This window comes from Ruegeria sp. AB10 (assembly GCF_056542745.1).
Genome location: NZ_JBQGAI010000003.1, coordinates 418,277 through 441,173, shown reverse-complemented (window position 1 = coordinate 441,173; position 22,897 = coordinate 418,277). Strand labels below are relative to the sequence as shown.

Below are 22,897 nucleotides of genomic sequence, written 5' to 3'. Positions count from 1 at the left end.
GCTCCCCCATGATCCCCATCGGGTACTGAACAGGCATCTCCCAACCCGCAAAATCAACCATCTTGCCACCCAACTCAACATGCAAGTCGTACAATGGCGTGCGTTTAATATCGGTCATGGGTCCAACCTTTCTTAGGTCATAATCTCTGAATGCCGCACTTGTTCGCCCTACGTCAAAACTGTTTGCCGCCCAGAGTCTCACGACTGTGTCGCAAGTCAACAGTCATGGAACTTTGATCTGTGTCAGAGCAGTCCCTTGAGAGCCGGGCAAAGAGTATACACCCGTATGCTGCATTCGTGTTTCTGATAGGAAACTTTTCCCCCTTACGCAACATCAAAAATGACAATCACCGGTACCTCGCCCAAGCACGCGCCTTAAGTCGCTGAGATTTTTGCCGGATGCCCACGGAACACCTCTGGCCCCTGCCTGCAACCTACCCTAAGACTCGGCCCGAGAGGGACCGCCATGTCACATATTACACTGGTTCGCCACGGCCAGGCCAACACCGATGCGCGTGATGAAGAGAGCTATGACAAGCTGAGCGAGCTGGGTCACCAGCAGGCGCGCTGGCTGGGGGCACATTTGCAATTCACGCGGACCACCTATACGCGCGTCTATTGCGGCACGCTGACCCGCCATGTGGAAACCGCCGCCAGCATGGGGCTGGCGGAACCGATCCGCGACCCCCGCCTGAACGAGATCGAATACTTCACCATCGCCAAGCTGTTCGAAGAACAGCACGGCGTGGTGGTCCCGACCGACCGCGAAGGCTTTGTGGAACATCTGCCCCGCACATTTGCCGCCTGGGCCAATGGCGACATCAAAAATACACCCGAGACCTTCGAAGAGTTCGAGGCCCGCGTCTCTGGCGCGCTGCGCGATATCGGCACCGAGGGCGGACCCGCGATTGTGGTGACCTCGGGCGGATTGATCTCGATGGTGGTGCGGCAGGCGATGGGGCTGGACATCCCGTCGATGGCGCGCGTGGCCCTTGCCATCATGAACACGTCGATGCATCGTCTGCACCCGATCGGCCCGCAGTTGAGCCCGGTCCTGTTCAACGCCATTCCGCACCTGGAAGCGCCGGACCGGCAATACGCCCAGACCCACCTGTAATCCTTCGGAGGCCCCATGCAGCTTTACTATGCCCCCCGTACGATCTCGGTCGCTGTTGCCATTGCGCTGGAAGAAGCCGGGTTGGATTATGAGGCCATCAAGCTGGATTTCGCCGGGGGCGAGCAGACTAAACCGGCTTATAAACAGATCAACCCCAAGGGCCGTGTTCCGGCGCTGGTGGTGGATGGTGGCATCCTGACCGAAACCGGGGCGCTGCTGGAATATATCGCCGCCAAGGCCCCCGAGGCCGGTCTGGTGCCCGACGATCCGATCATGGCGGCGCGGATGCGCGAGGTGATGTTCTATCTTGCCTCAACCATGCATGTGAACCATGCGCACAAGCTGCGCGGGCACCGCTGGGCCGACAAGAAATCCAGTTGGAAGGACATGAAAGACAAGGTCGCACAGACGATGACCGCGTCCTGTAAATACATCACCTCGAACGGGCTGCGCGGGCCGTTTGTGCTGGGTGAGGCGTTCTCGCTGGCCGATGCTTATCTGTATGTGGTGTGCAGCTGGCTGGAAGGCGACGGCGTTGACGTTTCGACCTTTCCCAAGATCATCGCCTTCCGCGAAGCGATGGAGGCGCGGCCTTCGGTTCAGGCGGTGCGCGCCGCCGGAATACTCTGACAAAAGGAAATCGCATGACACATCTCTGGGTCCGGGCCGAACAGCGCCAGAACGAGGAACGGGTCGGGCTGACCCCGGAAGGGGCCGCCGCGCTGATCGCCGCAGGTCTGCGCGTGACGGTCGAGGAAAGCTCGGTCCGTGCCATTCCGATTGACGGGTACAAAGATGCCGGATGTGAGATCGCATCCGAGAATTCGTGGCCCGAGGCCCCGCTGGATGCGATCATCTTCGGCCTCAAGGAACTGCCCGAGGACGGCACGCCCCTGCCCCACCGCCACATCATGTTCGGCCACGCCTACAAGGGCCAGCATTCCGGCCGTTCCCTGTTGCAGCGGTTCAAGGCCGGCGGCGGCACGCTTTACGATCTGGAGTATCTGGTGAACGAAAATGACCGCCGCGTTGCCGCGTTCGGCTATTGGGCTGGCTATGCGGGCGCTGCCGTGACGCTCAAGACATGGGCGGCGCAGCAACGGGGTCAGGAATGCCCACCGGTTGGTGTCTATCCAAGCAAGGATGCGTTGAATGCCGAGTTGCTGACTGAACTGGATGAAACCGGAGCCGAGCGCCCCCGCGCCATCGTCATCGGCGCCTTGGGCCGCGTCGGCACCGGGGCCGCCGATCTGTGCGAAGCGATGGGCGTCAACGTCACCAAATGGGACATGGCCGAGACCGCCAGCGGCGGGCCGTTCCCGGAAATCCTGAACCACGACCTGTTCCTGAACTGCATCTTCGCCCGCCCCGGTACTCCGGTCTTTGTGCCGCGCGAGGCGCTGACCGCCGCGCGCAACCTGACCGCCATCGGCGATGTCGCCTGCGACCCCGACAGCGATTACAACCCGGTCCCGGTCTACGACCGCGCCACCACTTGGGATGCGCCTGCTTTGCGCGTGGCCACCGATCCAGTCATGGACCTGATGGCCATCGACAACCTGCCCTCGATGCTGCCGGTTGAAAGCTCGCAGGACTACGCGGCGCAACTGCTGCCCTCGCTGCTGACCCTGACCGATCTGGACAGCGGCGTCTGGGGTCGGGCAGAAGCAACCTACAAAACACATATCGAAGGAATCTGAGCGATGACGATTCACTGGTGTGGCACCGGCCTGTCGGCCATCCCCGGCCTGCGCCGCCTGATTGAGGGCGGGCATACAGTCACCGTCTGGAACCGGACCATCGAAAAGGCAAAGGCCGAGATTGGCGACCTGACCGACGACATCCGTGCCTTTGACATCGACGCGCTTGGCGCGGTTCTGGAACAGGGCGACGTGATCGTCTCGATGCTGCCGGGTGATTGGCACGTCCCGCTGGCGGAACTGGCGATTGAGAAACGGGCCAATTTCGTCTCCTCCTCCTACATCGCGCCCGAAATGCGCGCGCTGGATGACAAGGCGCGTGAGGCCGGTGTGGCGCTGATCAACGAGGTCGGGCTGGATCCCGGCATCGATCACCTGATGGCGCATGCTCTGGTCGCCGACTACCGCGCCTCGGACGCGTTCGACGCGCAAAACCACCTGAGCTTCATCTCGTATTGCGGCGGCGTCCCCAAAAACCCCAACCCGTTCCGCTACAAGTTCAGCTGGTCGCCGCTGGGTGTGCTCAAGGCGCTGCGGTCGCCGTCGAAGTCAATCCGGGACTATGCCCCGCTGGACGTCGCCCACCCATGGGACGCGATCACCAGCTATATCGCGCCTTTGCCGACGCCCGAAAGCTTCGAGGTCTATCCGAACCGCGACTCGATGCCTTTCATGAAAGAATACCAGTTCGAGGACCACTGGCCGGTCAAGGAATTCGTCCGCGGCACCCTGCGCCTGAACGGCTGGGCCGATGCATGGTCGGACGTGTTCACCGAGATCGAGGCGCTGTCAGGCCCCGAAGGTGACGCGCGCCTGAAAGAAATGTCGGATCAGTTCTGGGCCGAGAACGCCTATGACGAGGGCGAGCCGGACCGCGTGGTTCTTTGCGTGGGCCTGACGGCGGAAAAAGACGGCATCCCGGTCTGGAACAAAACCTATGTGATGGATGCGTGGGGCGATGCCCGCGGCACCGCCATGGCACGTCTGGTGTCGGTCCCGGTCTCACTGGCGGTCGAGGCGGTACTGAACCGCGCCATCCCCGCCGGTGTCCATGCCGCCCCCAGTGATCCGAAACTGGTGCAGGGCTGGATGGCTGAAATCGACACACTGGCCCAGCACTTGCAAGTGGTGGATCACTTGAACTGACTGGCGCGCCCGCCCCGATCACGGTCGGGGCGGTGTCATCGGATCAAAGCGGCCTGCGTCCCGTAATCCGTCAGATATAGCGCTCGATCACGTCGTCGATATCGCTGCGGTTGATGCCCAGTTCGGCCAGATCCTGATCGGACAGCCGGTTCAGGTCCTGCGCGGCGCGCACGATGTCCGATCTGATCGCCTGCAGCCGCATGGCGCGGTCGAACAGCAACACGGAACTGGCCCTTGCCGATGGTTCGTGGTTGGGTTTTGAATCCAGCATCCTTTCCTCCCTGTTTGGTGCAAGACGCGACGCCCGGTTCACTGCAGGTGGCGGTGATAGGGCTGCTTGTGATAGACGCTTTCATAAGCGCGCCGTTTGATGTCACAGCGCGGAACACCGATATCTTCCAGCTGCCTGTCGGTCAGGTTTTCCAGTGACTGGACGGTATTGGCGTAAATCCCGCGGCGGAATTGTTCGACCCGTGCTTCGGCGTAATTCGAGAACATACCGAAGAAAAGCCCCTTCTGCGGGGTTACAGTTTGTGCGTATCCCATGACTTTCTCCTTTCAGTCTGAATTGCTTTCGTCATTGCTGAAACAGATAAAAGAAGCCCGCGTTAACGCGGCCAGAGGGATAGATTAAGACTGGTTAATGTGTTGGGTCAGGGCGCAATGTTGGGTGCGTTCAGGTACAGATAGGCCAGATCGAGGAGGTTTTGGCGCAGCGGTGGAGTGAAGTAATGCGCATTGACCATTTTGATCAATTCTTCTTCGGGGCCAACGTATTGAAGTGGATAGATGTACTTTTCTGGGAAAACACAGTCGAAGGCTTTGCTTGCTCCAATGAAGTACTCAGCATTGTTTTTTGGATCACCATTGGTCAGCACTGTCATTTCAGAGGCATAAATTGCCCGAGCATGGAACATGCCCCAAATTGGCTTTTGTGCAAAAAGTTCGCCAAAGGTCTGCAGACCGGATTCACTCAATTCACTTTGCAGAAAGTCACTGCGTTCGCCTATTCCTTCGATGGCGTCCGAACAACTGAGTTCAGGATAAGTCGCGCGGCGTTCGGGAAAAAGGGGTGGGCATTGGGGCCCCAAGCCAAGACATGCCACGTAATAATAGCCTACGAGATCGTGGTTCTGCGGATCGCGTTTGATCCCTTCGGTCGTCATATTGAGTAGTTGATCGTAAAGCTTGTCCTCAATTAGGTGACTTCCCCACGTCTTTTTAATCCATCTGCGGTCGGGGTAAGTCTTTGCTAGATTCGCGAAATAGGCGTGCAGTTGGTCGTCCTCACCCATCGCCCGAAGCAGTTTTCCTTTCATTTCTAGCGAGTAATCATTTGCCGGTGCGCGCTCCAACGCCGCCTCAATAGCCACCAATGCGTCGGCGTAGTCCTCAGTGCGCGTCAGTACAAGCGCCTTCCACTGCAACGGCACCTCACTTTCAGGATCCGCTTCAATCGCCAGATCGGCCTCGCGCGTTGCGGCCTCCCAATCCTTCACCCCCATATAAAGCCGCATCTTGTTGCGATACGCCATAGACCGCTCAGCCGGGTCGAAGACGGTCCAGTCCAACAGAAGATCGCAGGCGTCGAGGGTGGTTTGCAGGTCACCCTTATCCGAACTGCAGATATCAACCAGCGCGTCATGTTTTTTGCGCAAAATCGGCAGCGCAATGATGGCCAGCACGATCAGAACGATGGCCACGCGGATAATGGTCAGTTTGCGTTTCGGGGGAGCAACAGGCGTATCAGCGTTCATTAAATCAACCAAGAGTATATCCGGTTGGACTGAATCAAACCTGTGCGGGTTTGTAAACGGCCTTGAAAACAATGCCCGCAGACTTTGCGGGCATTGTGTCTACATCAGATCGTTTTCCACGTCCTCGGCCGAAATTCCCAGCGCATCCAGGCCATTCTCAAGGTGATCAGACAGGTGCGGCGTACCGATCAGGTAGTCGGCGCAAGGGGTTGAGGCCTCGGATTTGGCGGTTGCAATCGCTTCGGCCAGATCCTCGGCGAAAAAGCTCTCGCGGCCGATCCACATGACGGCGACCAGTTCAGCCTGCTCATCTTCGCCCATGCGATCGATGAAGGCGCGCAATTCGCCCTCGGCGCGCTCCAGTTCGCGCCCCATCATGGCGACCTGAGCGATTTTTCTTGCCGAGATTTCCAACATGACCCAACTCCTCGTGTTCGCGGTTTCCATCCTAGCACAACCACTCGGCGGCTGCTGAGTCTTTGATCTTACGCAAACAAAGTCGCCCTAAGGCTCGCGAATACGGGAAACTGGCTGATCGGGCACAGGGGCGGTGCGAAACGGGCGGAACCGGGCCTTTTTGACCCACAGTTTCAGCGCCTGCCACAGGATCAGGACAAATGCGCGGCGGGCGCCAAACGGGCGGCGCAGCAGAGACCACAGGATTGTACCGTCGGTCAGCGGTGCGCGCGGCCCGGTCAGCGTCGCAATCAGCCCGCCGCCGTCGCGCCCATAGTCGATCCAGACGCCCACGCGATCCGGGCGATAGTCGAACCGAAACGTGTACGCGCCTTCAATCTTTTGAAACGGAGAGACATGCATCAGCTTGTCCGCCACGATCCGGTCCGAGGGCTGGATCGGCGTGAAACCGGGATTGTGACACAGATAGCTGTGGCGCGTGCCATAGGTGTTGGTGACCTCGGCCACCACCGCATAAAGTTGCTGTTCGGCGTCAAAACAGAACCAGAAACTGACCGGGTTGAACACATGGCCGAACACGCGCGGCTGGGTTAACAAGGTGATCCGCACCGGTTGCACAACCCCCATCTGGTCGAACTGCTCGCGCAGCCAGACCGAACCGCGCCCCTGCCCTGGATCTCCGCCGTGGTCGAGTGCCCGCCAGTTGGTGACATTGGCCCGGTTCAGGGAAAACAGCAGCGGGGTGTCCGGCTGGCCTTCGGGGTCCAGTAGAATGTAGTCGACGGAATAGCGAAATGCGTTCTGAACGTCCCCCTTCCGCCCGTGAAAGGTGTGGCCCGCAATATGGTCGATCCTGTTCACGCTGCATCCCCTGCTGTGCCTGTAAACCGTTCAAGCGGCATTCTTTTCCCAATCTGTTCGTACCAGATAATACGCAAACCAGCCCGACACGGATCAAAAACTGCAAACAAAGTGATCCGCCTTTGGCTGGCCCGCGTATTGTGGTTATGTTTACCGAGATCGATACCGTGACCTTGGATGAACCGGCGGCCGAGAGGCCAGCACTCAGGCCTTGGCGCGCGCAGAAACTCATCAGGGGCAGGCCGGTGAACAAAGTGGATGGCAGTTGCGACACCAGAACTGAGTGGGTGAGCCACGTCAGACGCATTCGAGACGCGCAGGATCAGGCCGCTTTTGCCGAGCTGTTCCAGCATTTCGCACCACGGATCAAGGCGTTTCTGATCAAGTCGGGATCAGACGCCACGACAGCCGAGGAATGCACGCAAGAGGTGATGGCGACCTTGTGGCACAAGGCGCATCTGTTCGATCCAACCCGTGCGACCGTCGCCACCTGGGTGTTCACGATCGCAAGGAACAAGCGCATCGACGTCCTGCGCAAGCAACGCCGGCCCGAGCCCGAGGATCTGGGATGGGGTCCCGAGGCGGAACCGGAACAGGACGACGTGATCGCGCTGCAACAGGAAACCGCGCAGCTGCGTGACGCCATGGCGGCGTTGCCCGAGGCGCAACGAGAACTGATCGAAAAGGCCTATTTTGGCGATCTGAGCCACCGCGAGATTGCCTCTGCAACCGGATTGCCGCTGGGCACGATCAAATCACGCATACGGCTGGCGCTTGACCGCTTGCGCCACGCGATGAACTGAGATGATGACGATGAGCAACGAGATCAAACATCACCTGACAGACGACCTGCTGATGGCCTATGCCGCAGGCAGTCTGCCCGAGGCGTTCGACCTGATGGTCGCCACGCACCTGTCCTTGTGTGACCACTGCCGCGCCCGGGCCGAAAGCTTTGATGCTGTCGGCGGCTGTGTGCTGCAGGATCAGGACGCCTCGGCCAGCATGAGCGATGGGTCTCTGGCCGCGACCATGGCGCTGATTGCCCGGGGCGCACCGATTGCCAAACCCGCACGTCCGGGATGTTCGGTTTTGCCCGCACCGTTACAGGACTACGTCGGCGGAGATGTGAGCGACATCAAATGGCGCTCTATCGGCATGGGGGTGAAACAGGCAATCCTGCCGACCACACGCGAGGCCACCGCGCGGCTGCTGTTCATCCCCGCCGGTGCGGCCGTGCCGGACCACAGCCACAATGGCGTCGAACTGACGATGGTGCTGCAGGGCGCCTTCTCGGACGAGGTGGATCATTTCGCCCGCGGTGATGTCGAGATTGCGGATGAAGACCTGCACCACACGCCGACCGCCGATATCTCGGAAGACTGCATCTGTCTGGCGGTCACCGACGCGCCGCTGAAATTCAGCAAGCTGATGCCGCGCCTGTTCCAGCCTTTCCTGCGTATCTGAGGGTTGTCGCTAGCCTTCCGACTGGCCAAGCGGGACCACGTTGGTGTGATCGTCCGGGGCCAGTTCCTCGAAATCGAAATTGTCCAGCCGCTGCGCCCGACGCCCGGCCTTCTCTGCGCTGATCTTGATCTCCGAGATATCCTTGGCCGCCTGCCCGAAATGGCGGTCAAGGTTCGAGACGCGATCACCCAGACGCTCCACATCCTTGTGCAGCATCCCCAGTTCCTTGCGGATCGCACCGGCCTGTTCGCGCATCCGCGCGTCCTTGAGGATCGCACGCATGGTATTCAGCGTCGCCATGCAGGTGGTGGGGGAAACGATCCAGACGCGCTTGCTGAAACTCTCCTGCACCAGTTCCGGAAACTTCGCGTGTAGCTCGGCATAAACGGCCTCGGATGGCAGGAACATCAGCGCGCCATCGGCGGTTTCGCCATCCAGAATATACTTCTCTGCGATGTCATTGATATGTTTGCGCACCGTGCTGCGGAACATCTGGACCGCCGCTTTCAACTCGGCATCATTGGTGGACCCGATCAGCGCCTCATACGCCTCGAGCGGGAACTTGCTGTCGATCACGATCGGCCCCGGCGGGTTCGGCAGGTGGATCAGGCAATCCGCCCGGCGCCCGTTCGACAGGGTCGCCTGCAGCTTGAAGCTGTCTGAGGGCAGCGCCTTGGAGACGATATCGTTCAGCTGAATCTCTCCAAACGCGCCGCGGGTCTGCTTGTTCGACAGAATATCCTGCAACGACAGCACATCGCCCGACAGTTTGGTGATATTGTCCTGCGCCTTGTCGATGGCGGCCAGGCGTTCCTGCAACTGGGTCAGCGAGGTCGCGGTCTGTTTCGACGAACCATGCAGCGATTCCTTCATCCGCTCCTGCATCTCGGCCAAAGCCCGCGCCGATTTCATCGCGTTATCCGCCAGCCGGTCATTCATCTGCTGCTGTACCGAAGACAGGCGCGATTCCACCGTCTGGATCACCTGCACCTGCGCATTGGCCTGCGTGTCCGAGACATGCTGCAACCCGCCGCGCAACTGTTCCTGCCCCTGTCCCAATTGCTGCACATGCTGGCCCAAATGCGCCATCTGCCGGGACAGCGGCTCCGCCATCCGGGCCGAGCGCTGCGCCGCCCGCATGGACATAAACAGCAGCAACAGAATCAGGACGACAACGCTGCCCGCAATCAGAATCACGGGGTCGTTCAAAGCCATTTGGGTGCCAGCAATCTCGATCATGTCGCCTCAGATGTTCTTGTTTTATTCTTCATAACCCGGCAACACTGCCGGATCAACTGCGGCCGAACAATCGCTCGATATCGCTCAGCTTCAGTTCCACGTAAGTCGGCCGCCCGTGATTGCATTGGCCGGAATGGGGCGTCGCCTCCATCTCGCGCAGCAGGGCGTTCATCTCTTCGGCCCGCATCCGACGGCCTGACCGGACCGAGCCATGACAGGCCACCCGGCTAAGGATCGCCTCGATCCGCGCCTGCACCGTCTGGCTTTCGCCCTGATCGGCCAGTTCGTCGAGGATATCCAGGATCATCGCGCGGGCATCGACCTCACCCAGAATGGCCGGAGTTTCGCGTACGGCGACGGCACCGCCGCCGAAAGGTTCCAGCGTCAGGCCAAGGCGCGACAGGTCGTCGGCCACGGCCATCAGACGTGCGCAATCCCCTTCGGAAAGCTCGACAATTTCAGGGATCAGCAGCGCCTGCGCGGCGACGCCGTTCTCGGCCATCTGGGCTTTCAGCTTTTCATAGACCAGCCGTTCATGCGCTGCATGCTGGTCAACGATCACCATCCCGTCGGCGGTCTGGGCGATGATGTAATTCTCGTGCACCTGCCCACGCGCCGCGCCCAAGGGCAAGTCTTGCTGCGCAGGCTCTTCAACCGCAACCGGAACCGCCGGAGCGGGGTCGACAACGCTGCCGCTGTAATCGCGTGACAATTCGGCAAAACCAGGTGCCTGCGCGCGAAACGCCGCTTGCCGAGCCGCCTGTGAGGGGCGGTCCATCTGATATACCCGCGCCGGTGCAGGCTGCGCCGGTTCCGGCCGCATCGCACCCAATGTTGCATTGGCCACGGTGGTCGAGGCCCGATGCCCCGCCTCGGCCAGCGCGTGCCGCAGGGCCGAGACGATCAGCCCGCGCGCCACACCGGGATCGCGGAACCGGACCTCGGACTTCGCAGGGTGGACGTTCACATCCACCAGCGTCGGGTCGCAATCGATGAACAGCGCCGCCGCCGGGTGGCGGTCGCGGCTGAGGAAATCGAAATAAGCCGCCCGCAACGCACCGGTCAGCATCTTGTCGCGCACCGGGCGGCCATTGACGAACAGGTACTGCGCCACTGCCGCGCCACGGGAATAGGTTGGCAGGGCCGCGTATCCGTACAGCCTGATCCCCTCGCGCGTGGCGTCGATCTGCAGCGCGTTCTCAGCAAATTCGCGCCCGATCACGCGGGCCAGACGGGCGTGCAGCGCGTCGAACAGATCACCATTCTCGCGGTCGGCGCGGAAGGTCACGCGGCCCTCACCCCCGCCTGAAACATCGCGCAGAGAGAAGGTGATGGCAGGTTCCGCCATAGCCAGACGTTTGACCGTGTCGGTGATCGCCTGCGCCTCGGCCCGGTCGGTGCGCATGAATTTCAGACGGGCGGGCGTGGCAAAGAACAGGTCACGCAATTCCACCACCGTGCCTGCGCGCAGGGCGGCGGGTTTCACCGCCTCCATCTTGCCGCCAGCCACATGAATCTGCGCCGCATCCGCGCCCGGCACCCGGCTGGTGATGGTCAGCCGACCCACCGCGCCCAGCGACGGCAACGCCTCGCCGCGAAATCCGAACGTGTGGATGTTCAGCAGATCCGAGCCGTCAATCTTCGAAGTCGCATGGCGCGACAGGGCAAGCGGCAGGTCCTGCGCCGAAATCCCGCAACCATCATCCGTGACACGAATCAACGTCTTGCCGCCATCGGCGATATCAATGGCAATCCGGGTCGCACCGGCATCGATGGCGTTTTCCACCAGTTCCTTGACCGCCGAGGCCGGGCGTTCCACCACCTCACCCGCAGCAATTCGGTTGATCGCTGCATCATCAAGCTGCCGGATAACGGGTGCGTTTTCGCTGATATTGGGGTGTGTCTGCGCCATACCACCAGACCTAGCACAAACGCCCGCGATTCTGCCACCGGTTTGGAGCTGTCAATTTTAAGGAGGGGGCGTTCGAACAATCGCGCCGTACCGTTTTCAAAACACGGCAAACTTGGTCGCGATTGCCCGAACGATCCGAAGTGAGTGGTGGTCATTCAGAAAAATTCTGGCGAGTACGTAACACGAATACCGGAATGCAAATCATTAACTCTGTCAGCGCCTTGGTTCTGAGCAAGTTTCAGCCGACCGGTCGCAGACAGGGGTGGCGGGAACACGCCGTGTCAAGAGGCCTGGGGCGCTCCGGCGCGGGTACGGCACGGCCCCCAGAGTGCGGCGGCGGCCAGGATCAGGCCCGACATGGTGGCAATCATGCCCGCCGCGCTGACCGCGTCCGCCCCGCCCAGCCACAGCGGCCCATACCCCGCCAGCACATAGCCCGACACCGCCGAGACGGTGGCGAAGATGACGCTCCAAGCAATCTGGGTTTCCAGCCGGTTGGTCATCATCCGCGCGGCGGCAGGCGGGCAGATGAACATGGCGATCACGATGATCGACCCCACCGCGTCAAAGGCCGCCACGGCGGAAATCGCCGCAACGATCACCAGCGCCATGCCCAACGCACCGGTGCGAATGCCGATGGTGCGGGCAAAACCTTCGTCAAAGGTCGAGATTTTCAGCGGCCGCCAAAACAGCCAGATGAACAGGATCACCCCCGCCAGCGTCAGCGCGATACGCGGCAGTTCCGGCGGCAACCCGGACAGGGCCGTCAGGTCTAGCAAGGATGACCACCCCACCGCATCCAGCCAGATCAGGCTTTCCAGATTGCCATAGAGCGCATGTTCCACGTCCAGATGCACGGTCGAGGTGTCGGTTTGCTCCAGCAGCAGCACGCCACCCGCGAACATGGTGGTGAACACCACCCCCATCGCGGCGCCCGGTTCGATCTGGCCCAGCCGCCGGATCGCCTCGATCATCACCACGGCCACAATCGAAGCCCCCGCCGCGCCCAGCATCATCGGCCAGGTCGAAATCGCTCCGGTCAGCAGAAAGGCCACCACGATCCCAGGCAGCACCACATGGCTGATCGCGTCCCCGATCAGGGCCTGTTTGCGCAGCACCAGAAAATTGCCCGGCAGCGCGCAGGCAATCGCCGCGAATGTGCCGATCAGCAGGGGTGTCAGCGACAGGGGGACAAATTCTTCACCGCTCATGAGGGCACCCCCTGCGGGCCGCCGATCTGGCGGTCGATTTCGGCGATCTGGTCGCGCGTCAGCACCGTTTCGATATCGCGCAACCCGTCATAGAGCGCCGCCGTCGCCTCATGCGCCTGATCGGCGCGGACCACTTCCCACCGTTTTTCGTCGCGCAGGGCCTTGGCGGCGCGGGCCTTGCCGGCCTCGGTCGCGACGCCGTCAGCGCGGGCCAACCCGGCGCGTTTCAGCAGGCGCAGGGTCAGCGGTTCATAGATTTTCTGGTCCTGCGCCAGCGCCAGCAGCCCCTGCCGGATATGGACCCGGCGCTGGAAGCGCAGATGTTTCAGCACCGCCGCCAGAACGCCGCGGACCGGGGCCAACAGCAAGGACAGGGCAAAGAACCCAAAACTGACCAGCACGATGATCGGCCCCGTCGGCAGGTTGGGGGCCGAGGCCGACAGCGCCGCCCCCAGATACCCGGCCAGACCGCCCGCCAGACCAGCCAAAAGCACCACCCGGTCCGACCGCTCGGTCCAGAACCGGGCGGTGACAGCCGGGATGATCAGCAGCGCCACGATCAGGATCAGCCCGACGATCTTAAGGCCGACCACTGTGACGGCCATCACCAGACCCATCATCGCCAGATCGATGCGATGCACCGGCAGCCCCCGCGCCGCCGCATATTCCGGGTCGAAGGCCACCATCGTCATCGGGCGCCGGATGATCATGACCATCAGCAGCGTCGCTGCCCCTCCGACCGCGATGATCAGCGCATCGGCCCAGAGCATCCCAGCCGTCGAGCCCAGCAGGAACCCCTCCAAACCGGCCTGTCGCCCAACGCCCATGGTCTGAATGACGGTCAGCAGCACGACACCAAAGCCGAAAAACACCGACAGGACCGCCCCGATGGCCGCATCTTCGGCCAGTCGCGTGCGGCGAGTCAGCCAGTTCATGCAGAGCAAACCGATCCAGGCCGAGATCGCCGACCCGGCCAGCAGGCCGATCAGATTGCGCCCGTCGCCGCCAAAGGCAATCAACACCATAAAGGCCAGACACACGCCCGGCAGTGTCGCGTGGCTGATCGCGTCGCTGACCAGCGCGCGCTTGCGCAGAAACAGGAAGGTGCCGGTCACCCCGGCCGAAATACCCAGCAAGGTCGCACCAATGGCAACCAGCGTGGCGTTATAGCCAAGCTGCAGGGTCAGAGCATCCCAAAGCATGATTTACCCCAGTGCGCGCGAGATCTGGTCGATCTGGGCGGTGGCCAGACGGCCTCCGTAAGCCGATTGCAGGGTTTCGGCGGTGAAGGCCTCAGCCACAGGACCTTCGGCCACTTTGCGGGTGTTGATCAGGAAGACGTGGTCGAAATAGTCGGTGACAGTGGCCAGATCGTGATGCACGACGACAACGGTCTTGCCCGCCTCTTTCAGCGATTTCAGCACCGCGATGATGGCCTTTTCCGTGGCCGCATCGACCCCGGCAAAAGGTTCATCCAGCAGGTACAGATCCGCCTCTTGCGCCAAAGCGCGAGCCAGGAATACCCGTTGCTGCTGACCTCCGGAAAGCTGGCCGATTTGACGGTCCGCAAAATCGTGCATGCCAACGCGGCTCAGGCAGTCCATCGCCCGGGCCATGTGGCGGGCGCGGATGCGGCCCAGCAGGCCCAGTTCCCGAGACAGGCCCATCAGCACCACGTCGATCACGCGGGTCGGGAAATCCCAATCCACACTGGCGCGCTGCGGCACATAAGCGATGCGGGCGCGCTGCTGTTCCAGCGGCTTGCCGTAGACGGTGACCTGACCGGACAGCGGCGACACAATCCCCAATGCGGCCTTGAGCAGGGTCGATTTCCCCGCCCCGTTTGGGCCGATGATCGCGGTCATCGCACCCGGTTGCACGGTCATGTCCACCGAGAACACCGCGGGTTTCTGGCCGTAAGAAACCGTCAAGCCGCGAATGGCCAAAGGGCTGTCGTCCAGGCTGTTCTCAGCAACCGTCACACCCTGATTTGAGGCCAGCTCCAGCATCACTCAAAACCCCGCCGACAGTTTGCCGTTCATACCACGATCGGGCACATCTGCGCCCAGCGCGCCAGCAATGACGGTGATGTTGTGATCCAGCATGCCGATATACGTACCCTCATAGGTGCCCGATTCGCCCATGGCGTCGGAATACAGCTCGCCGCCCACACCCACATCATGACCTTTGGCCGCAGCACCTTCGATCAGCGCGCGCATCGACCGATCAGACACCGAGCTTTCGACGAACACCGCTTTCAACTGTTTATCAACCAGCGTGTCCACCAGCTCTCCGATCCGGTTCAGACCAGCCTCGGACTGGGTCGAGATGCCCTGAATGCCCATCACCTCATAGCCGTACTCAGCGCCGAAATAGCCAAATGCATCATGCGCCGTGACCAGCACGCGGTTGTTTTCGGGAACAGATGCCAGGGCTTGCGCGGCATAAGCCTCCAACTGGTCGATTTCAGCCAGATGCGCCTGCGCGTTGGCGGCAAAGATGTCGGCGGCGTCGGGGCGTGCCTCGGTCAGCGCCTCTTGCACTTCGACCACCACATCACGCCACAAGGCGGGGCTCATCCAGACATGCGGGTCATATTTGTCGGCATAGTCGTCATGGGCGCGCAGTTTCGACGTGTCGACCCCCTCGGCCACGGCCACCACGGCCCGCTTGCGGCCCAGGTCGTGGAAGAAATCTTCCATCTGCGCCTCAAGGTACAGGCCATGCCACAGGATCAGGTCCGCGCGGGTCATCGCCACGATATCGCTGCGGGTCTGGCGATAGGCGTGCGGATCGACGCCGGGGCCCATCAGACCCTTCACCTCGACCTGCTCTCCGCCGACCTGACGCGCGGCGTCGGCGATCATGCCAGTGGTGGCAACCACCTTCAGCGGCGCCTCGGCCCAGGCTGTCAATGGCACTGCAGCGGCAAAGGCCAAGGCTGCAAGAAAGCTGCGACGAATCATGTCGAATCCCGATTTCGAACTCAGTTGAGAATGAATATGCGAACCATTCGCAAGTAAGTCAACGCTCTTGCGAGTTATTCGCAAGAAAATGCCAATTTTGTCCATTTGGTCAAAAAAGATACCAGCCCAGCCCCTCAATGCCTTCCCTTTACGCGCAACCCGTGCGATTTTGGCGCAAACCTCCCAAAGGACGTGACAATGGAAACGCAGAGCTCAGACAGCCCCGTGCGCACCGCGCATCTGCCGCAGGTGACCGAGCCCAGAAACCCCGGTATGGACCTTGATCTGGACTGGGTGCGCGCCGTGCAGGCCAACACCTCGGCCATTGAACGCCGCGCGGCGACCCTGCCCGGTCGGCGCTCGGTGAAGAAAGACTATCAGGCCGCGTGGTTGCTGAAGGCAGTCACCCTGATCGACCTGACCACGCTGGCAGGCGACGATACAGTGGGCCGCGTGCGCCGCCTGTGCGCCAAGGCGCGCCAACCGGTGTCGACCGCTTTGCTGCAGGCAATGGACATGCCGCCGATCACCACCGGCGCGGTCTGTGTCTATCACGACATGATCGAAACCGCCGTCGAGGCGCTGAAAGGCACCGGCATTCCCGTGGCTGCCGTCTCGACCGGGTTTCCTGCGGGTCTGTCCCCTTTCCACCTGCGTGTGGCCGAGATCGAGGAAAGCGTGAAAGCCGGGGCCGAAGAGATCGATATCGTGATCTCGCGCCGTCATGTGCTGTCGGGTGACTGGCAGGCGCTGTATGACGAAATGAAAGCCTTCCGCGCCGCCTGTGGCGACGCCCATGTCAAAGCCATTCTGGCGACCGGAGAGCTGGGCAGCCTGCGCAATGTCGCCCGCGCCTCGCTGGTCTGCATGATGGCGGGGGCGGATTTCATCAAGACCTCGACCGGCAAGGAAAGCGTCAACGCCACCCTTCCGGTGTCGCTGGTGATGATCCGTGCGATCCGCGACTATTATGACCGCACCGGGTACCGCGTCGGCTATAAACCCGCAGGCGGGATTTCGAAGGCCAAGGACGCGCTGGTCTACCTGTCGCTGATCAAGGACGAACTGGGCGACCGCTGGCTGGAGCCGGACCTGTTCCGCTTTGGCGCGTCGTCGCTGCTGGGCGATATTGAACGGCAGTTGGAACACTATGTGACGGGCGCGTATTCCGCCGGTTACCGTCACTCCATGGGCTGAGGGCAGAACAATGACAGTCAAAGAAATCTTCGAGACCATGGACTATGGCCCCGCCCCTGAAAGCGCCGCTGAGGCTCTCGCCTGGCTGGTCGATCAGGGCGACAAGTTCGGTCACTATATCGATGGGGCCTTCACCAAGCCCGGCAAAGGGTTCGACAGCCGCAACCCGGCGACCGGAGAGGTTCTGGCCAAGTTGACGCAAGCGAAACAGGCCGACGTGGACGCCGCTGTCGCCGCCGCCCGCAAGGCGCAGCCGAAATGGGAGAAGCTGGGCGGCGCGGGGCGCGCGCGTTATCTGTATGCGATTGCGCGGCTGTTGCAGAAACATTCGCGCCTGTTTGCGGTGCTTGAGAGCCTGGACAACGGTAAGCCGATCCGGGAATCGCGCGACATCGACATCCCTCTGGCGCAGCGGCACTTTTACTATCACGCCGGAATGGCGCAGTTGATGGAGAGCGAACTGCCCGACGCGCAGGCGCTTGGTGTGTGCGGGCAGATCATTCCGTGGAACTTCCCGCTGCTGATGCTGGCGTGGAAGATCGCGCCGGCGCTAGCAATGGGCAACACGGTGGTTCTGAAACCGGCCGAGTACACCTCGCTGACCGCGCTGCTGTTTGCCGATATCTGCTCGCAGGCCGGTCTGCCCAATGGCGTGGTCAACATCGTCACCGGAGACGGCGCGGTGGGCGAGATGATTGTGAATGCGGACGTGGACAAGGTCGCCTTTACCGGCTCGACCGTTGTGGGGCGGCGTATCCGTGAGGCGACCGCTGGTTCCGGCAAGGAACTGACCTTGGAGCTGGGGGGCAAGTCCGCCTATATCGTGTTCGACGACGCCGATATCGACAGCGCTATCGAAGGTCTGGTCGATGCGATCTGGTTCAATCAGGGTCAGGTCTGCTGCGCGGGCTCGCGCCTGTTGGTGCAGGAAGGCATCGCCGACCGTTTCCACGACAAGCTGCGTGCGCGGATGGACAAGCTGCGCGTTGGTGATCCGCTGGACAAATGCATCGACGTGGGTGCGGTTGTGGACCCGGTCCAGTTGCTAACCATCAAGGGCATGGTCGAAAGCAACACCGCCGGTCATGTCCATCAGGCCGCTTGTGAGCTGCCCTCGAACGGCTGCTACTACCCGCCAACGCTGATCTCGGGCCTCGAAACGTCCGATCCGCTGATGCAGGAGGAGATCTTTGGCCCGGTGCTGGTATCCTCGACCTTCCGCACCCCGGCTGAGGCGGTCGAGCTGGCCAACAACACCCGTTATGGGCTGGCCGCAACGGTCTGGACCGAGAATGTGAACCTGGCGCTGGATATCGCGCCCAAGCTGGTTGCGGGTGTGGTCTGGGTCAACGCCACCAACCTGTTCGATGCCGCCGCAGGCTTTGGCGGGGTGCGCGAAAGCGGCTTTGGTCGCGAAGGTGGTTGGGAAGGTCTGGCGGCCTATACCAAGCCCAAGGGCAAAGCCAAGCCGCTGGCGCGGGTCGAAGCGATCATGGGCGAAGGTGCCCCGGTCGATCCCATCGATCGCACCGCCAAGATGTATGTCGGCGGCAAGCAAACTCGACCTGACAGCGGCTACTCTAAGCCGGTTTGGGGTAAATCCGGGCTGCTGGGCCATGTCGGTCTTGGCAACCGCAAAGACGTGCGCAACGCGGTTGAGGCTGCGGCGGGCGCCAGGGGTTGGTCCAAGACTACAGGCCATCTACGCGCGCAAATTCTGTATTACATCGGCGAGAATCTCTCGGCCCGTGCGGGTGAGTTTGCCGCGCGCGTCGATACCATGACCGGTAAGAAAGACGGTGCCAAAGAGGTTGAGGCTTCGATCCAACGCCTGTTCACTGCCGCCGCCTGGGCCGACAAGAATGACGGTCAGGTCCACGGCGTGCCGATCCGGGGCGTGGCGATTGCGATGAAGGAACCGGTGGGCGTCATCGGTGCGCTTTGCGCGGATGAGGCACCTTTGCTGGGTTTGGTCTCGGCCATGGCACCCGCGATTGCGATGGGCAACCGGGTGGTGCTGGTCGCGTCCGAGCCTTACCCGCTGGCCGCAACCGATTTCTATCAGATCCTTGAGACCTCGGACGTGCCTGCGGGTGTGGTCAACATCCTGACCGGCACTCATGCGGAACTGGCGAAACCGCTGGCCTCGCATTTGAATGTGGATGCGGTCTGGTCATTCTCGTCCACCGATCTGTCGAAAGAGATCGAAGCCGTGTCTGCCGGGAATCTCAAGCGCACATGGGTCAATAACGCGACGGCAATAGACTGGAGCATGGACCATTCCCGCCGCTTCCTGCAGGCTGCGACCGAGATCAAGAACATCTGGGTGCCCTACGGCGAGTAGGGCACCCGCATCACGGGAGGCCCACATGGATTTTGCAAACAAAACCGTCATCGTCATTGGCGGCACCAGCGGTATCAACCGGGGCATTGCCGAGGCCTTTGCGGCCTCGGGTGCCAAACTGGCCGTCGCCAGCCGGTCGCAGGAAAAGGTGGATGACACCGTCGCCGCGCTGAAGGCTGCGGGCGCGGCTGACGCCATTGGTGCTGCCTTTGATGTGCGCGACCCCGAGGCAGTGGCAGCGGGCCTGAAACAGTTCCACGACGCGTTCGGTGATTTCGATGTGTTGGTTTCAGGCGCGGCGGGCAATTTCCCGGCGCTGACGTCCGAGATGTCGGTCAATGCGTTCAAGACCGTGATCGATATCGACCTGATGGGTACCGTCCACGTGATGAAAGGGGCCTATCCTTACCTCAAACGCCCCGGCGCCAGCATTATCAACATCTCGGCGCCGCAATCCTATCTGCCTTATGAAGGGCAAGCCCATGTCTGCGCCGCCAAGGCGGGCGTCGATCAGATCACCCGCACCCTGTCGATGGAATGGGGGGTCGAGGGCATCCGGGTGAATTCGGTCGTGCCGGGCTTCATCGAAGGCACCGAGGGCGCGAAACGTCTGGCCCCCACCGAAAACGCCCATGAAGAGCTGCGCCGCGATGTGCCTCTGGGCCGTTGGGGCCAGCCGCAGGATGTGGCCAATGCCTGCCTGTTCCTCAGTTCCGATCTGGCCAGTTATATCAGCGGCACGGTCATGGCGGTGGATGGCGCGCTGTATCAGCGCGGCTCGGGCAAATTTGGTCAGATGATGGGGCAGATGCTGCGCAGCGCAGCGGGAAAAAAGGGCTGAGGCGCACTCAGCCCCCTTTTCTTCAGTTCGTGGTTTCCAGCCCTTCGGGTTTCCCGACAACGGTGAAATGCAGCCCTTCGGGGTCGAGCAGTTCACTGGCCACGCGATTCACGTCTTCCAACGTCACCGCGTTCACCTTGTCGTTGCGGGTGGTGATATAGTCGATGGGCAGATCATCCATCTGCATTCCGACCATGATCCCGGCGATTTGTCCGTTGCCATCAAAGCGCAGCGGGTAGGCCCCGGTCAGATAGGTCTTGGCGTCATCCAGTTCTTTCTGCGTCACGCCTTCGGACGCGGCACGGGCCCATTCGTCGCGGATCACCTCGACCGCTTCGGCGATGCGGTCATTGCCCGATGACACCGAACCCAGATAGACCGACGCCAGATCCTTGGGCACCAGATAGGTCGCCACACCATAGGTCAGCCCGCGCTTTTCGCGCACCTCCTGCATCAGGCGGCTTTCGAACCCGCCACCGCCAAGGATGTGGTTCAGCACAAAGGCGGCAAAGAAATCGGGATCGTGCCTGTCGATGCCCGCATGGCCGAACAGGGCCACCGATTGCGGCGTGTCAAAGTCAACCACGCTGACCCCGCCGGGGATGGTCACATCGGCGCGGTCCGGAATGGGCTTGCCGGTTTCAGGCAGATCGGCCAGCAGCTTGTCCAACAGCGCGCCCAGTTCCTCGGGTGTGATATCGCCCACGGCCCCGACATAGAGCCGGTCCTTAGCAAGAACATTGTCATAAGCGGCCACGACATCATCGCGGGTCAGCGCGCTGACGCTTTCGATCGTGCCCTTGCCCTCGGTGCCATAGGGGTGGTCACCATAGGCCATCTGCGCGAAATTGCGGCTGGCTATGTCATTGGGATCGGTCTGATCGGACCGCAACCCGGACAGAACCTGCGCCTTCACCCGTTCCACCGCGTCCTCGTCAAAGCGCGGTTCGTGAATGGTGGTGCGCAGCAGATCGATCACCTCATCCCGGTTCTCGGTCAGGAACTGCGCCGAAATCGAAACCGAGTCGTCAGACGCGTTGTAGCTGAACGAGGCCGCCAGCGATTCTAGTTCGCGCGCATAGGTGCGGGCATCCATGTCGCCTGCGCCTTCTTCGATCAGGCCGCTCATCAAGTAGATGGCCCCGCGCTTGCCGGGCTCGTCCAGCGAGGTGCCGCCGCGAAAGCGCAGTTCCAATGCGGTGAAGGGGATCGAGTGATCCTCGACCAGCCATGCGGTGATGCCGCCCGGAGAAGTGACCTCTTCGATCTCGATCTCGGCCCAGGCGGGCAGCGCGATGACGAGGGCGATCAGGGTTGCGAAAATGCGTTTCATTGCGTCACCTCATCGTCTTTCATCAGCCAGCCGGTGACCGAGCTTTCCGGTTGCAGCACCTCGCGGGCGGCGGCGATGATCTCATCGCCGGTCACAGCCTGCAGGATATCGGGCCAGGCCTGCACGTCCTCGACCGTCAACCCGCTGGTCAGAGCACGGCCATAGCGATTGCCGATGCCATCCACGTTGTCACGGGCATAGGTCTGCGCCGCGCGCAGCTGCATCTTGATCCGGTCGAGGTCTTCTTCGTTCACACCCTCGGCGATGAAATCGGCCACGGCCTGATCCATCGCGTCCTCGGCCTCTTGCAAGGACACGCCCTGCGCCGGGACAACCAGCAGATCGAAAGTCGTGTCATCCAGCGAGACACCGCGATAGAAGGCCCCGGCATAGACGGCCTTTTGCTGTTCGAATTGCAGCTTTTCATTCAGATAGGACGTGGTGCTGCCGCCCAGCAACTCGGCCAGCAGGAACAGCGCCGCAGCTTTCTCCTGTTTGCCCGGATCACGTTCGGGCGCCAGATAGCTGCGCTGCACATAGGGCTGCGAAACCCGTGCATCCTTGAAGGTCAGGCGACGTTCGGCGGTTTGCGGCGGCTCTTGCGAACGCACCCGTTCGGGCAAATCCGGATTGGCGGGGATGACACCGTAATACTGTTCGGCCAGTGCCTTGACCGCATCGGGTTCCACATCGCCGGTCACCACCAGAATTGCGTTATTGGGCGCGTAATGGGTCTGGTAGAAGGACAGCGCGTCCTCCATATCCAGCGTCTCCATCTCGTGCCGCCAGCCGATGATCGGCACGCCATAACGATGGTTGAGGTATTGCGAAGCGTTCATCTGCTCGCCAAACAGGGCGCGGGGGCTGTTTTCGGTGCGCTGGTTGCGTTCTTCCAGGATCACGTCGCGTTCAGTGACGATGTCCTCGTCGCTCAGGCGGATGTTGCGCATCCGGTCCGCCTCCATCCGCATCATCAACTCCAGCCGATCGGCGGCGACGCGTTGGTAATAGGCGGTGTAGTCATAGGACGTAAACGCGTTGTCATTGCCGCCATTGGCCGCAACGGTGGCTGAAAACTCACCCGGGGCCAGTGTATCGGTGCCCTTGAACAGCAGATGTTCCAGGAAATGCGCCACGCCGGACGAGCCGACCGGCTCATCCGCGGACCCGGCCCGATACCAGACCATATGCTGCACGACCGGCGCGCGGTGATCTTCGACCACGACGACATCCATGCCGTTGTCCAGCGTGAAGGTTGTGACCGCCTCGTGCCCCTCTTTGGCAATCAAGGGGGTGGCGGCGACAAGGGCGGCAGACAAGGCCAGAGCCCGAACCATGGGGCGTCCTCCGTTTCGTTCAATGGTGTTCAAACTACGGTGGTGGGGCGCAGGT

At 61.6% G+C, this 22,897-nt stretch carries 22 protein-coding genes and 1 pseudogene; 9 read left to right on the top strand and 14 right to left on the bottom strand.

Features of this window, described 5'->3' with window-relative positions; genetic code table 11:
• Positions 1 to 118: pseudogene (gene gcvT, locus ACR0NT_RS09650) on the bottom strand (glycine cleavage system aminomethyltransferase GcvT); the annotation flags it as partial.
• A gap of 348 nt (positions 119 to 466) precedes the next feature.
• Between gcvT and ACR0NT_RS09645 the strand changes: the two are divergent.
• From ACR0NT_RS09645 to ACR0NT_RS09630, 4 genes are read left to right on the top strand one after another with little or no spacing between them, the layout of a single operon-like run.
• Entirely contained in the window at positions 467 to 1,117 is a 651-nt protein-coding gene (locus ACR0NT_RS09645) for a histidine phosphatase family protein (protein WP_170443899.1), read from the top strand.
• Positions 1,118 to 1,132: 15 nt separating this feature from the next.
• Complete coding sequence (locus ACR0NT_RS09640) at positions 1,133 to 1,747, top strand: glutathione S-transferase family protein (protein ID WP_170672990.1); 615 nt, start codon at positions 1,133 to 1,135, stop codon at positions 1,745 to 1,747.
• Positions 1,748 to 1,761: 14 nt separating this feature from the next.
• Positions 1,762 to 2,817, top strand: coding sequence for a saccharopine dehydrogenase (locus ACR0NT_RS09635; protein WP_170672987.1), 1,056 nt, complete (start codon positions 1,762 to 1,764; stop codon positions 2,815 to 2,817).
• Between the two features lie 3 nt (positions 2,818 to 2,820).
• A complete protein-coding gene (locus tag ACR0NT_RS09630) occupies positions 2,821 to 3,963 on the top strand; it encodes a saccharopine dehydrogenase C-terminal domain-containing protein (protein WP_170672984.1) in 1,143 nt (380 codons plus the stop codon).
• A 70-nt stretch (positions 3,964 to 4,033) separates the two neighbouring features.
• Here the strand turns inward: ACR0NT_RS09630 and ACR0NT_RS09625 are convergent, their stop codons facing one another.
• The 5 genes from ACR0NT_RS09625 to ACR0NT_RS09605 all read right to left on the bottom strand — a co-directional run bounded on the left by ACR0NT_RS09625 (position 4,034) and on the right by ACR0NT_RS09605 (position 6,998).
• Positions 4,034 to 4,234, bottom strand: a complete 201-nt coding sequence (locus tag ACR0NT_RS09625; protein ID WP_170443907.1) for a DUF1127 domain-containing protein — start codon at positions 4,232 to 4,234, stop codon at positions 4,034 to 4,036.
• 38 nt (positions 4,235 to 4,272) lie between these two features.
• The gene (locus ACR0NT_RS09620; RefSeq protein WP_170443909.1) at positions 4,273 to 4,509 is read right to left on the bottom strand and encodes a DUF1127 domain-containing protein; all 237 of its coding nucleotides are present in this window, start codon (positions 4,507 to 4,509) and stop codon (positions 4,273 to 4,275) included.
• Positions 4,510 to 4,616: 107 nt separating this feature from the next.
• On the bottom strand, positions 4,617 to 5,732 hold the full coding sequence (locus tag ACR0NT_RS09615; protein ID WP_170672981.1) for a tetratricopeptide repeat protein: 1,116 nt from the start codon (positions 5,730 to 5,732) through the stop codon (positions 4,617 to 4,619).
• A gap of 87 nt (positions 5,733 to 5,819) precedes the next feature.
• On the bottom strand, positions 5,820 to 6,137 hold the full coding sequence (locus ACR0NT_RS09610; RefSeq protein ID WP_170443913.1) for a DUF3775 domain-containing protein: 318 nt from the start codon (positions 6,135 to 6,137) through the stop codon (positions 5,820 to 5,822).
• An 87-nt stretch (positions 6,138 to 6,224) separates the two neighbouring features.
• On the bottom strand, positions 6,225 to 6,998 hold the full coding sequence (locus ACR0NT_RS09605; RefSeq protein WP_170443915.1) for a DUF1365 domain-containing protein: 774 nt from the start codon (positions 6,996 to 6,998) through the stop codon (positions 6,225 to 6,227).
• A 146-nt stretch (positions 6,999 to 7,144) separates the two neighbouring features.
• Here ACR0NT_RS09605 and ACR0NT_RS09600 point away from each other — a divergent pair, with 146 nt between their 5' ends.
• The gene (locus ACR0NT_RS09600; RefSeq protein ID WP_170673320.1) at positions 7,145 to 7,801 is read left to right on the top strand and encodes a sigma-70 family RNA polymerase sigma factor; all 657 of its coding nucleotides are present in this window, start codon (positions 7,145 to 7,147) and stop codon (positions 7,799 to 7,801) included.
• Positions 7,802 to 7,811: 10 nt separating this feature from the next.
• Positions 7,812 to 8,462, top strand: coding sequence for a ChrR family anti-sigma-E factor (locus tag ACR0NT_RS09595; RefSeq protein ID WP_170443919.1), 651 nt, complete (start codon positions 7,812 to 7,814; stop codon positions 8,460 to 8,462).
• 9 nt (positions 8,463 to 8,471) lie between these two features.
• On the opposite strand, the gene ACR0NT_RS09590 is transcribed toward ACR0NT_RS09595, so the two are convergent.
• The 6 genes from ACR0NT_RS09590 to ACR0NT_RS09565 all read right to left on the bottom strand — a co-directional run bounded on the left by ACR0NT_RS09590 (position 8,472) and on the right by ACR0NT_RS09565 (position 15,790).
• Positions 8,472 to 9,701, bottom strand: a complete 1,230-nt coding sequence (locus ACR0NT_RS09590; RefSeq protein ID WP_170672979.1) for a DNA recombination protein RmuC — start codon at positions 9,699 to 9,701, stop codon at positions 8,472 to 8,474.
• Positions 9,702 to 9,753: 52 nt separating this feature from the next.
• A complete protein-coding gene (mutL, locus tag ACR0NT_RS09585; RefSeq protein WP_170672976.1) occupies positions 9,754 to 11,613 on the bottom strand; it encodes a DNA mismatch repair endonuclease MutL in 1,860 nt (619 codons plus the stop codon).
• Positions 11,614 to 11,894: 281 nt separating this feature from the next.
• Positions 11,895 to 12,824 carry a metal ABC transporter permease gene (locus ACR0NT_RS09580; RefSeq protein WP_170443926.1) on the bottom strand — a complete coding sequence of 310 codons (930 nt, stop codon included), beginning with the start codon at positions 12,822 to 12,824 and terminating at the stop codon, positions 11,895 to 11,897.
• On the bottom strand, positions 12,821 to 14,026 hold the full coding sequence (locus ACR0NT_RS09575; RefSeq protein ID WP_170443928.1) for a metal ABC transporter permease: 1,206 nt from the start codon (positions 14,024 to 14,026) through the stop codon (positions 12,821 to 12,823). The genes ACR0NT_RS09580 and ACR0NT_RS09575 overlap by 4 nt, the downstream gene beginning before the upstream one ends.
• Positions 14,027 to 14,029: 3 nt before the next feature.
• Positions 14,030 to 14,833, bottom strand: a complete 804-nt coding sequence (locus ACR0NT_RS09570; RefSeq protein WP_170443930.1) for a metal ABC transporter ATP-binding protein — start codon at positions 14,831 to 14,833, stop codon at positions 14,030 to 14,032.
• A 3-nt stretch (positions 14,834 to 14,836) separates the two neighbouring features.
• The gene (locus ACR0NT_RS09565; protein ID WP_170443932.1) at positions 14,837 to 15,790 is read right to left on the bottom strand and encodes a metal ABC transporter solute-binding protein, Zn/Mn family; all 954 of its coding nucleotides are present in this window, start codon (positions 15,788 to 15,790) and stop codon (positions 14,837 to 14,839) included.
• A gap of 198 nt (positions 15,791 to 15,988) precedes the next feature.
• On the opposite strand from ACR0NT_RS09565, the gene deoC reads away from it, so the two are divergent.
• From deoC to ACR0NT_RS09550, 3 genes are read left to right on the top strand one after another with little or no spacing between them, the layout of a single operon-like run.
• Complete coding sequence (deoC, locus tag ACR0NT_RS09560; RefSeq protein WP_170672974.1) at positions 15,989 to 16,987, top strand: deoxyribose-phosphate aldolase; 999 nt, start codon at positions 15,989 to 15,991, stop codon at positions 16,985 to 16,987.
• 10 nt (positions 16,988 to 16,997) lie between these two features.
• Positions 16,998 to 19,331, top strand: coding sequence for an aldehyde dehydrogenase family protein (locus ACR0NT_RS09555; protein WP_170672971.1), 2,334 nt, complete (start codon positions 16,998 to 17,000; stop codon positions 19,329 to 19,331).
• Positions 19,332 to 19,356: 25 nt separating this feature from the next.
• Positions 19,357 to 20,172, top strand: a complete 816-nt coding sequence (locus ACR0NT_RS09550; protein WP_170672968.1) for an SDR family oxidoreductase — start codon at positions 19,357 to 19,359, stop codon at positions 20,170 to 20,172.
• Between the two features lie 22 nt (positions 20,173 to 20,194).
• Here the strand turns inward: ACR0NT_RS09550 and ACR0NT_RS09545 are convergent, their stop codons facing one another.
• The gene (locus ACR0NT_RS09545) at positions 20,195 to 21,505 is read right to left on the bottom strand and encodes a M16 family metallopeptidase (RefSeq protein WP_170672966.1); all 1,311 of its coding nucleotides are present in this window, start codon (positions 21,503 to 21,505) and stop codon (positions 20,195 to 20,197) included.
• Positions 21,502 to 22,842 (bottom strand): M16 family metallopeptidase, encoded by a 1,341-nt coding sequence (locus ACR0NT_RS09540; protein WP_170672963.1) that lies wholly within the window; start codon positions 22,840 to 22,842, stop codon positions 21,502 to 21,504. Before ACR0NT_RS09540 ends, ACR0NT_RS09545 begins: the two co-directional genes overlap by 4 nt.
• Between the last annotated feature and the right edge of the window lie 55 nt (positions 22,843 to 22,897).

Excerpts from the sequence above, each read along its gene's own strand:
- ACR0NT_RS09645 (WP_170443899.1), top strand. The coding sequence starts at position 467 with ATGTCACATATTACACTGGTTCGCCACGGCCAGGCCAACACCGATGCG.
- ACR0NT_RS09640 (WP_170672990.1), top strand. The coding sequence starts at position 1,133 with ATGCAGCTTTACTATGCCCCCCGTACGATCTCGGTCGCTGTTGCCATT.
- ACR0NT_RS09635 (WP_170672987.1), top strand. The coding sequence starts at position 1,762 with ATGACACATCTCTGGGTCCGGGCCGAACAGCGCCAGAACGAGGAACGG.
- ACR0NT_RS09630 (WP_170672984.1), top strand. The coding sequence starts at position 2,821 with ATGACGATTCACTGGTGTGGCACCGGCCTGTCGGCCATCCCCGGCCTG.
- ACR0NT_RS09625 (WP_170443907.1), bottom strand. The coding sequence starts at position 4,234 with ATGCTGGATTCAAAACCCAACCACGAACCATCGGCAAGGGCCAGTTCC.
- ACR0NT_RS09620 (WP_170443909.1), bottom strand. The coding sequence starts at position 4,509 with ATGGGATACGCACAAACTGTAACCCCGCAGAAGGGGCTTTTCTTCGGT.
- ACR0NT_RS09610 (WP_170443913.1), bottom strand. The coding sequence starts at position 6,137 with ATGTTGGAAATCTCGGCAAGAAAAATCGCTCAGGTCGCCATGATGGGG.
- ACR0NT_RS09600 (WP_170673320.1), top strand. The coding sequence starts at position 7,145 with ATGTTTACCGAGATCGATACCGTGACCTTGGATGAACCGGCGGCCGAG.
- ACR0NT_RS09595 (WP_170443919.1), top strand. The coding sequence starts at position 7,812 with ATGAGCAACGAGATCAAACATCACCTGACAGACGACCTGCTGATGGCC.
- ACR0NT_RS09590 (WP_170672979.1), bottom strand. The coding sequence starts at position 9,701 with ATGATCGAGATTGCTGGCACCCAAATGGCTTTGAACGACCCCGTGATT.
- mutL (WP_170672976.1), bottom strand. The coding sequence starts at position 11,613 with ATGGCGCAGACACACCCCAATATCAGCGAAAACGCACCCGTTATCCGG.
- ACR0NT_RS09580 (WP_170443926.1), bottom strand. The coding sequence starts at position 12,824 with ATGAGCGGTGAAGAATTTGTCCCCCTGTCGCTGACACCCCTGCTGATC.
- ACR0NT_RS09575 (WP_170443928.1), bottom strand. The coding sequence starts at position 14,026 with ATGCTTTGGGATGCTCTGACCCTGCAGCTTGGCTATAACGCCACGCTG.
- ACR0NT_RS09570 (WP_170443930.1), bottom strand. The coding sequence starts at position 14,833 with ATGCTGGAGCTGGCCTCAAATCAGGGTGTGACGGTTGCTGAGAACAGC.
- ACR0NT_RS09565 (WP_170443932.1), bottom strand. The coding sequence starts at position 15,790 with ATGATTCGTCGCAGCTTTCTTGCAGCCTTGGCCTTTGCCGCTGCAGTG.
- deoC (WP_170672974.1), top strand. The coding sequence starts at position 15,989 with ATGGAAACGCAGAGCTCAGACAGCCCCGTGCGCACCGCGCATCTGCCG.
- ACR0NT_RS09555 (WP_170672971.1), top strand. The coding sequence starts at position 16,998 with ATGACAGTCAAAGAAATCTTCGAGACCATGGACTATGGCCCCGCCCCT.
- ACR0NT_RS09550 (WP_170672968.1), top strand. The coding sequence starts at position 19,357 with ATGGATTTTGCAAACAAAACCGTCATCGTCATTGGCGGCACCAGCGGT.
- ACR0NT_RS09545 (WP_170672966.1), bottom strand. The coding sequence starts at position 21,505 with ATGAAACGCATTTTCGCAACCCTGATCGCCCTCGTCATCGCGCTGCCC.
- ACR0NT_RS09540 (WP_170672963.1), bottom strand. The coding sequence starts at position 22,842 with ATGGTTCGGGCTCTGGCCTTGTCTGCCGCCCTTGTCGCCGCCACCCCC.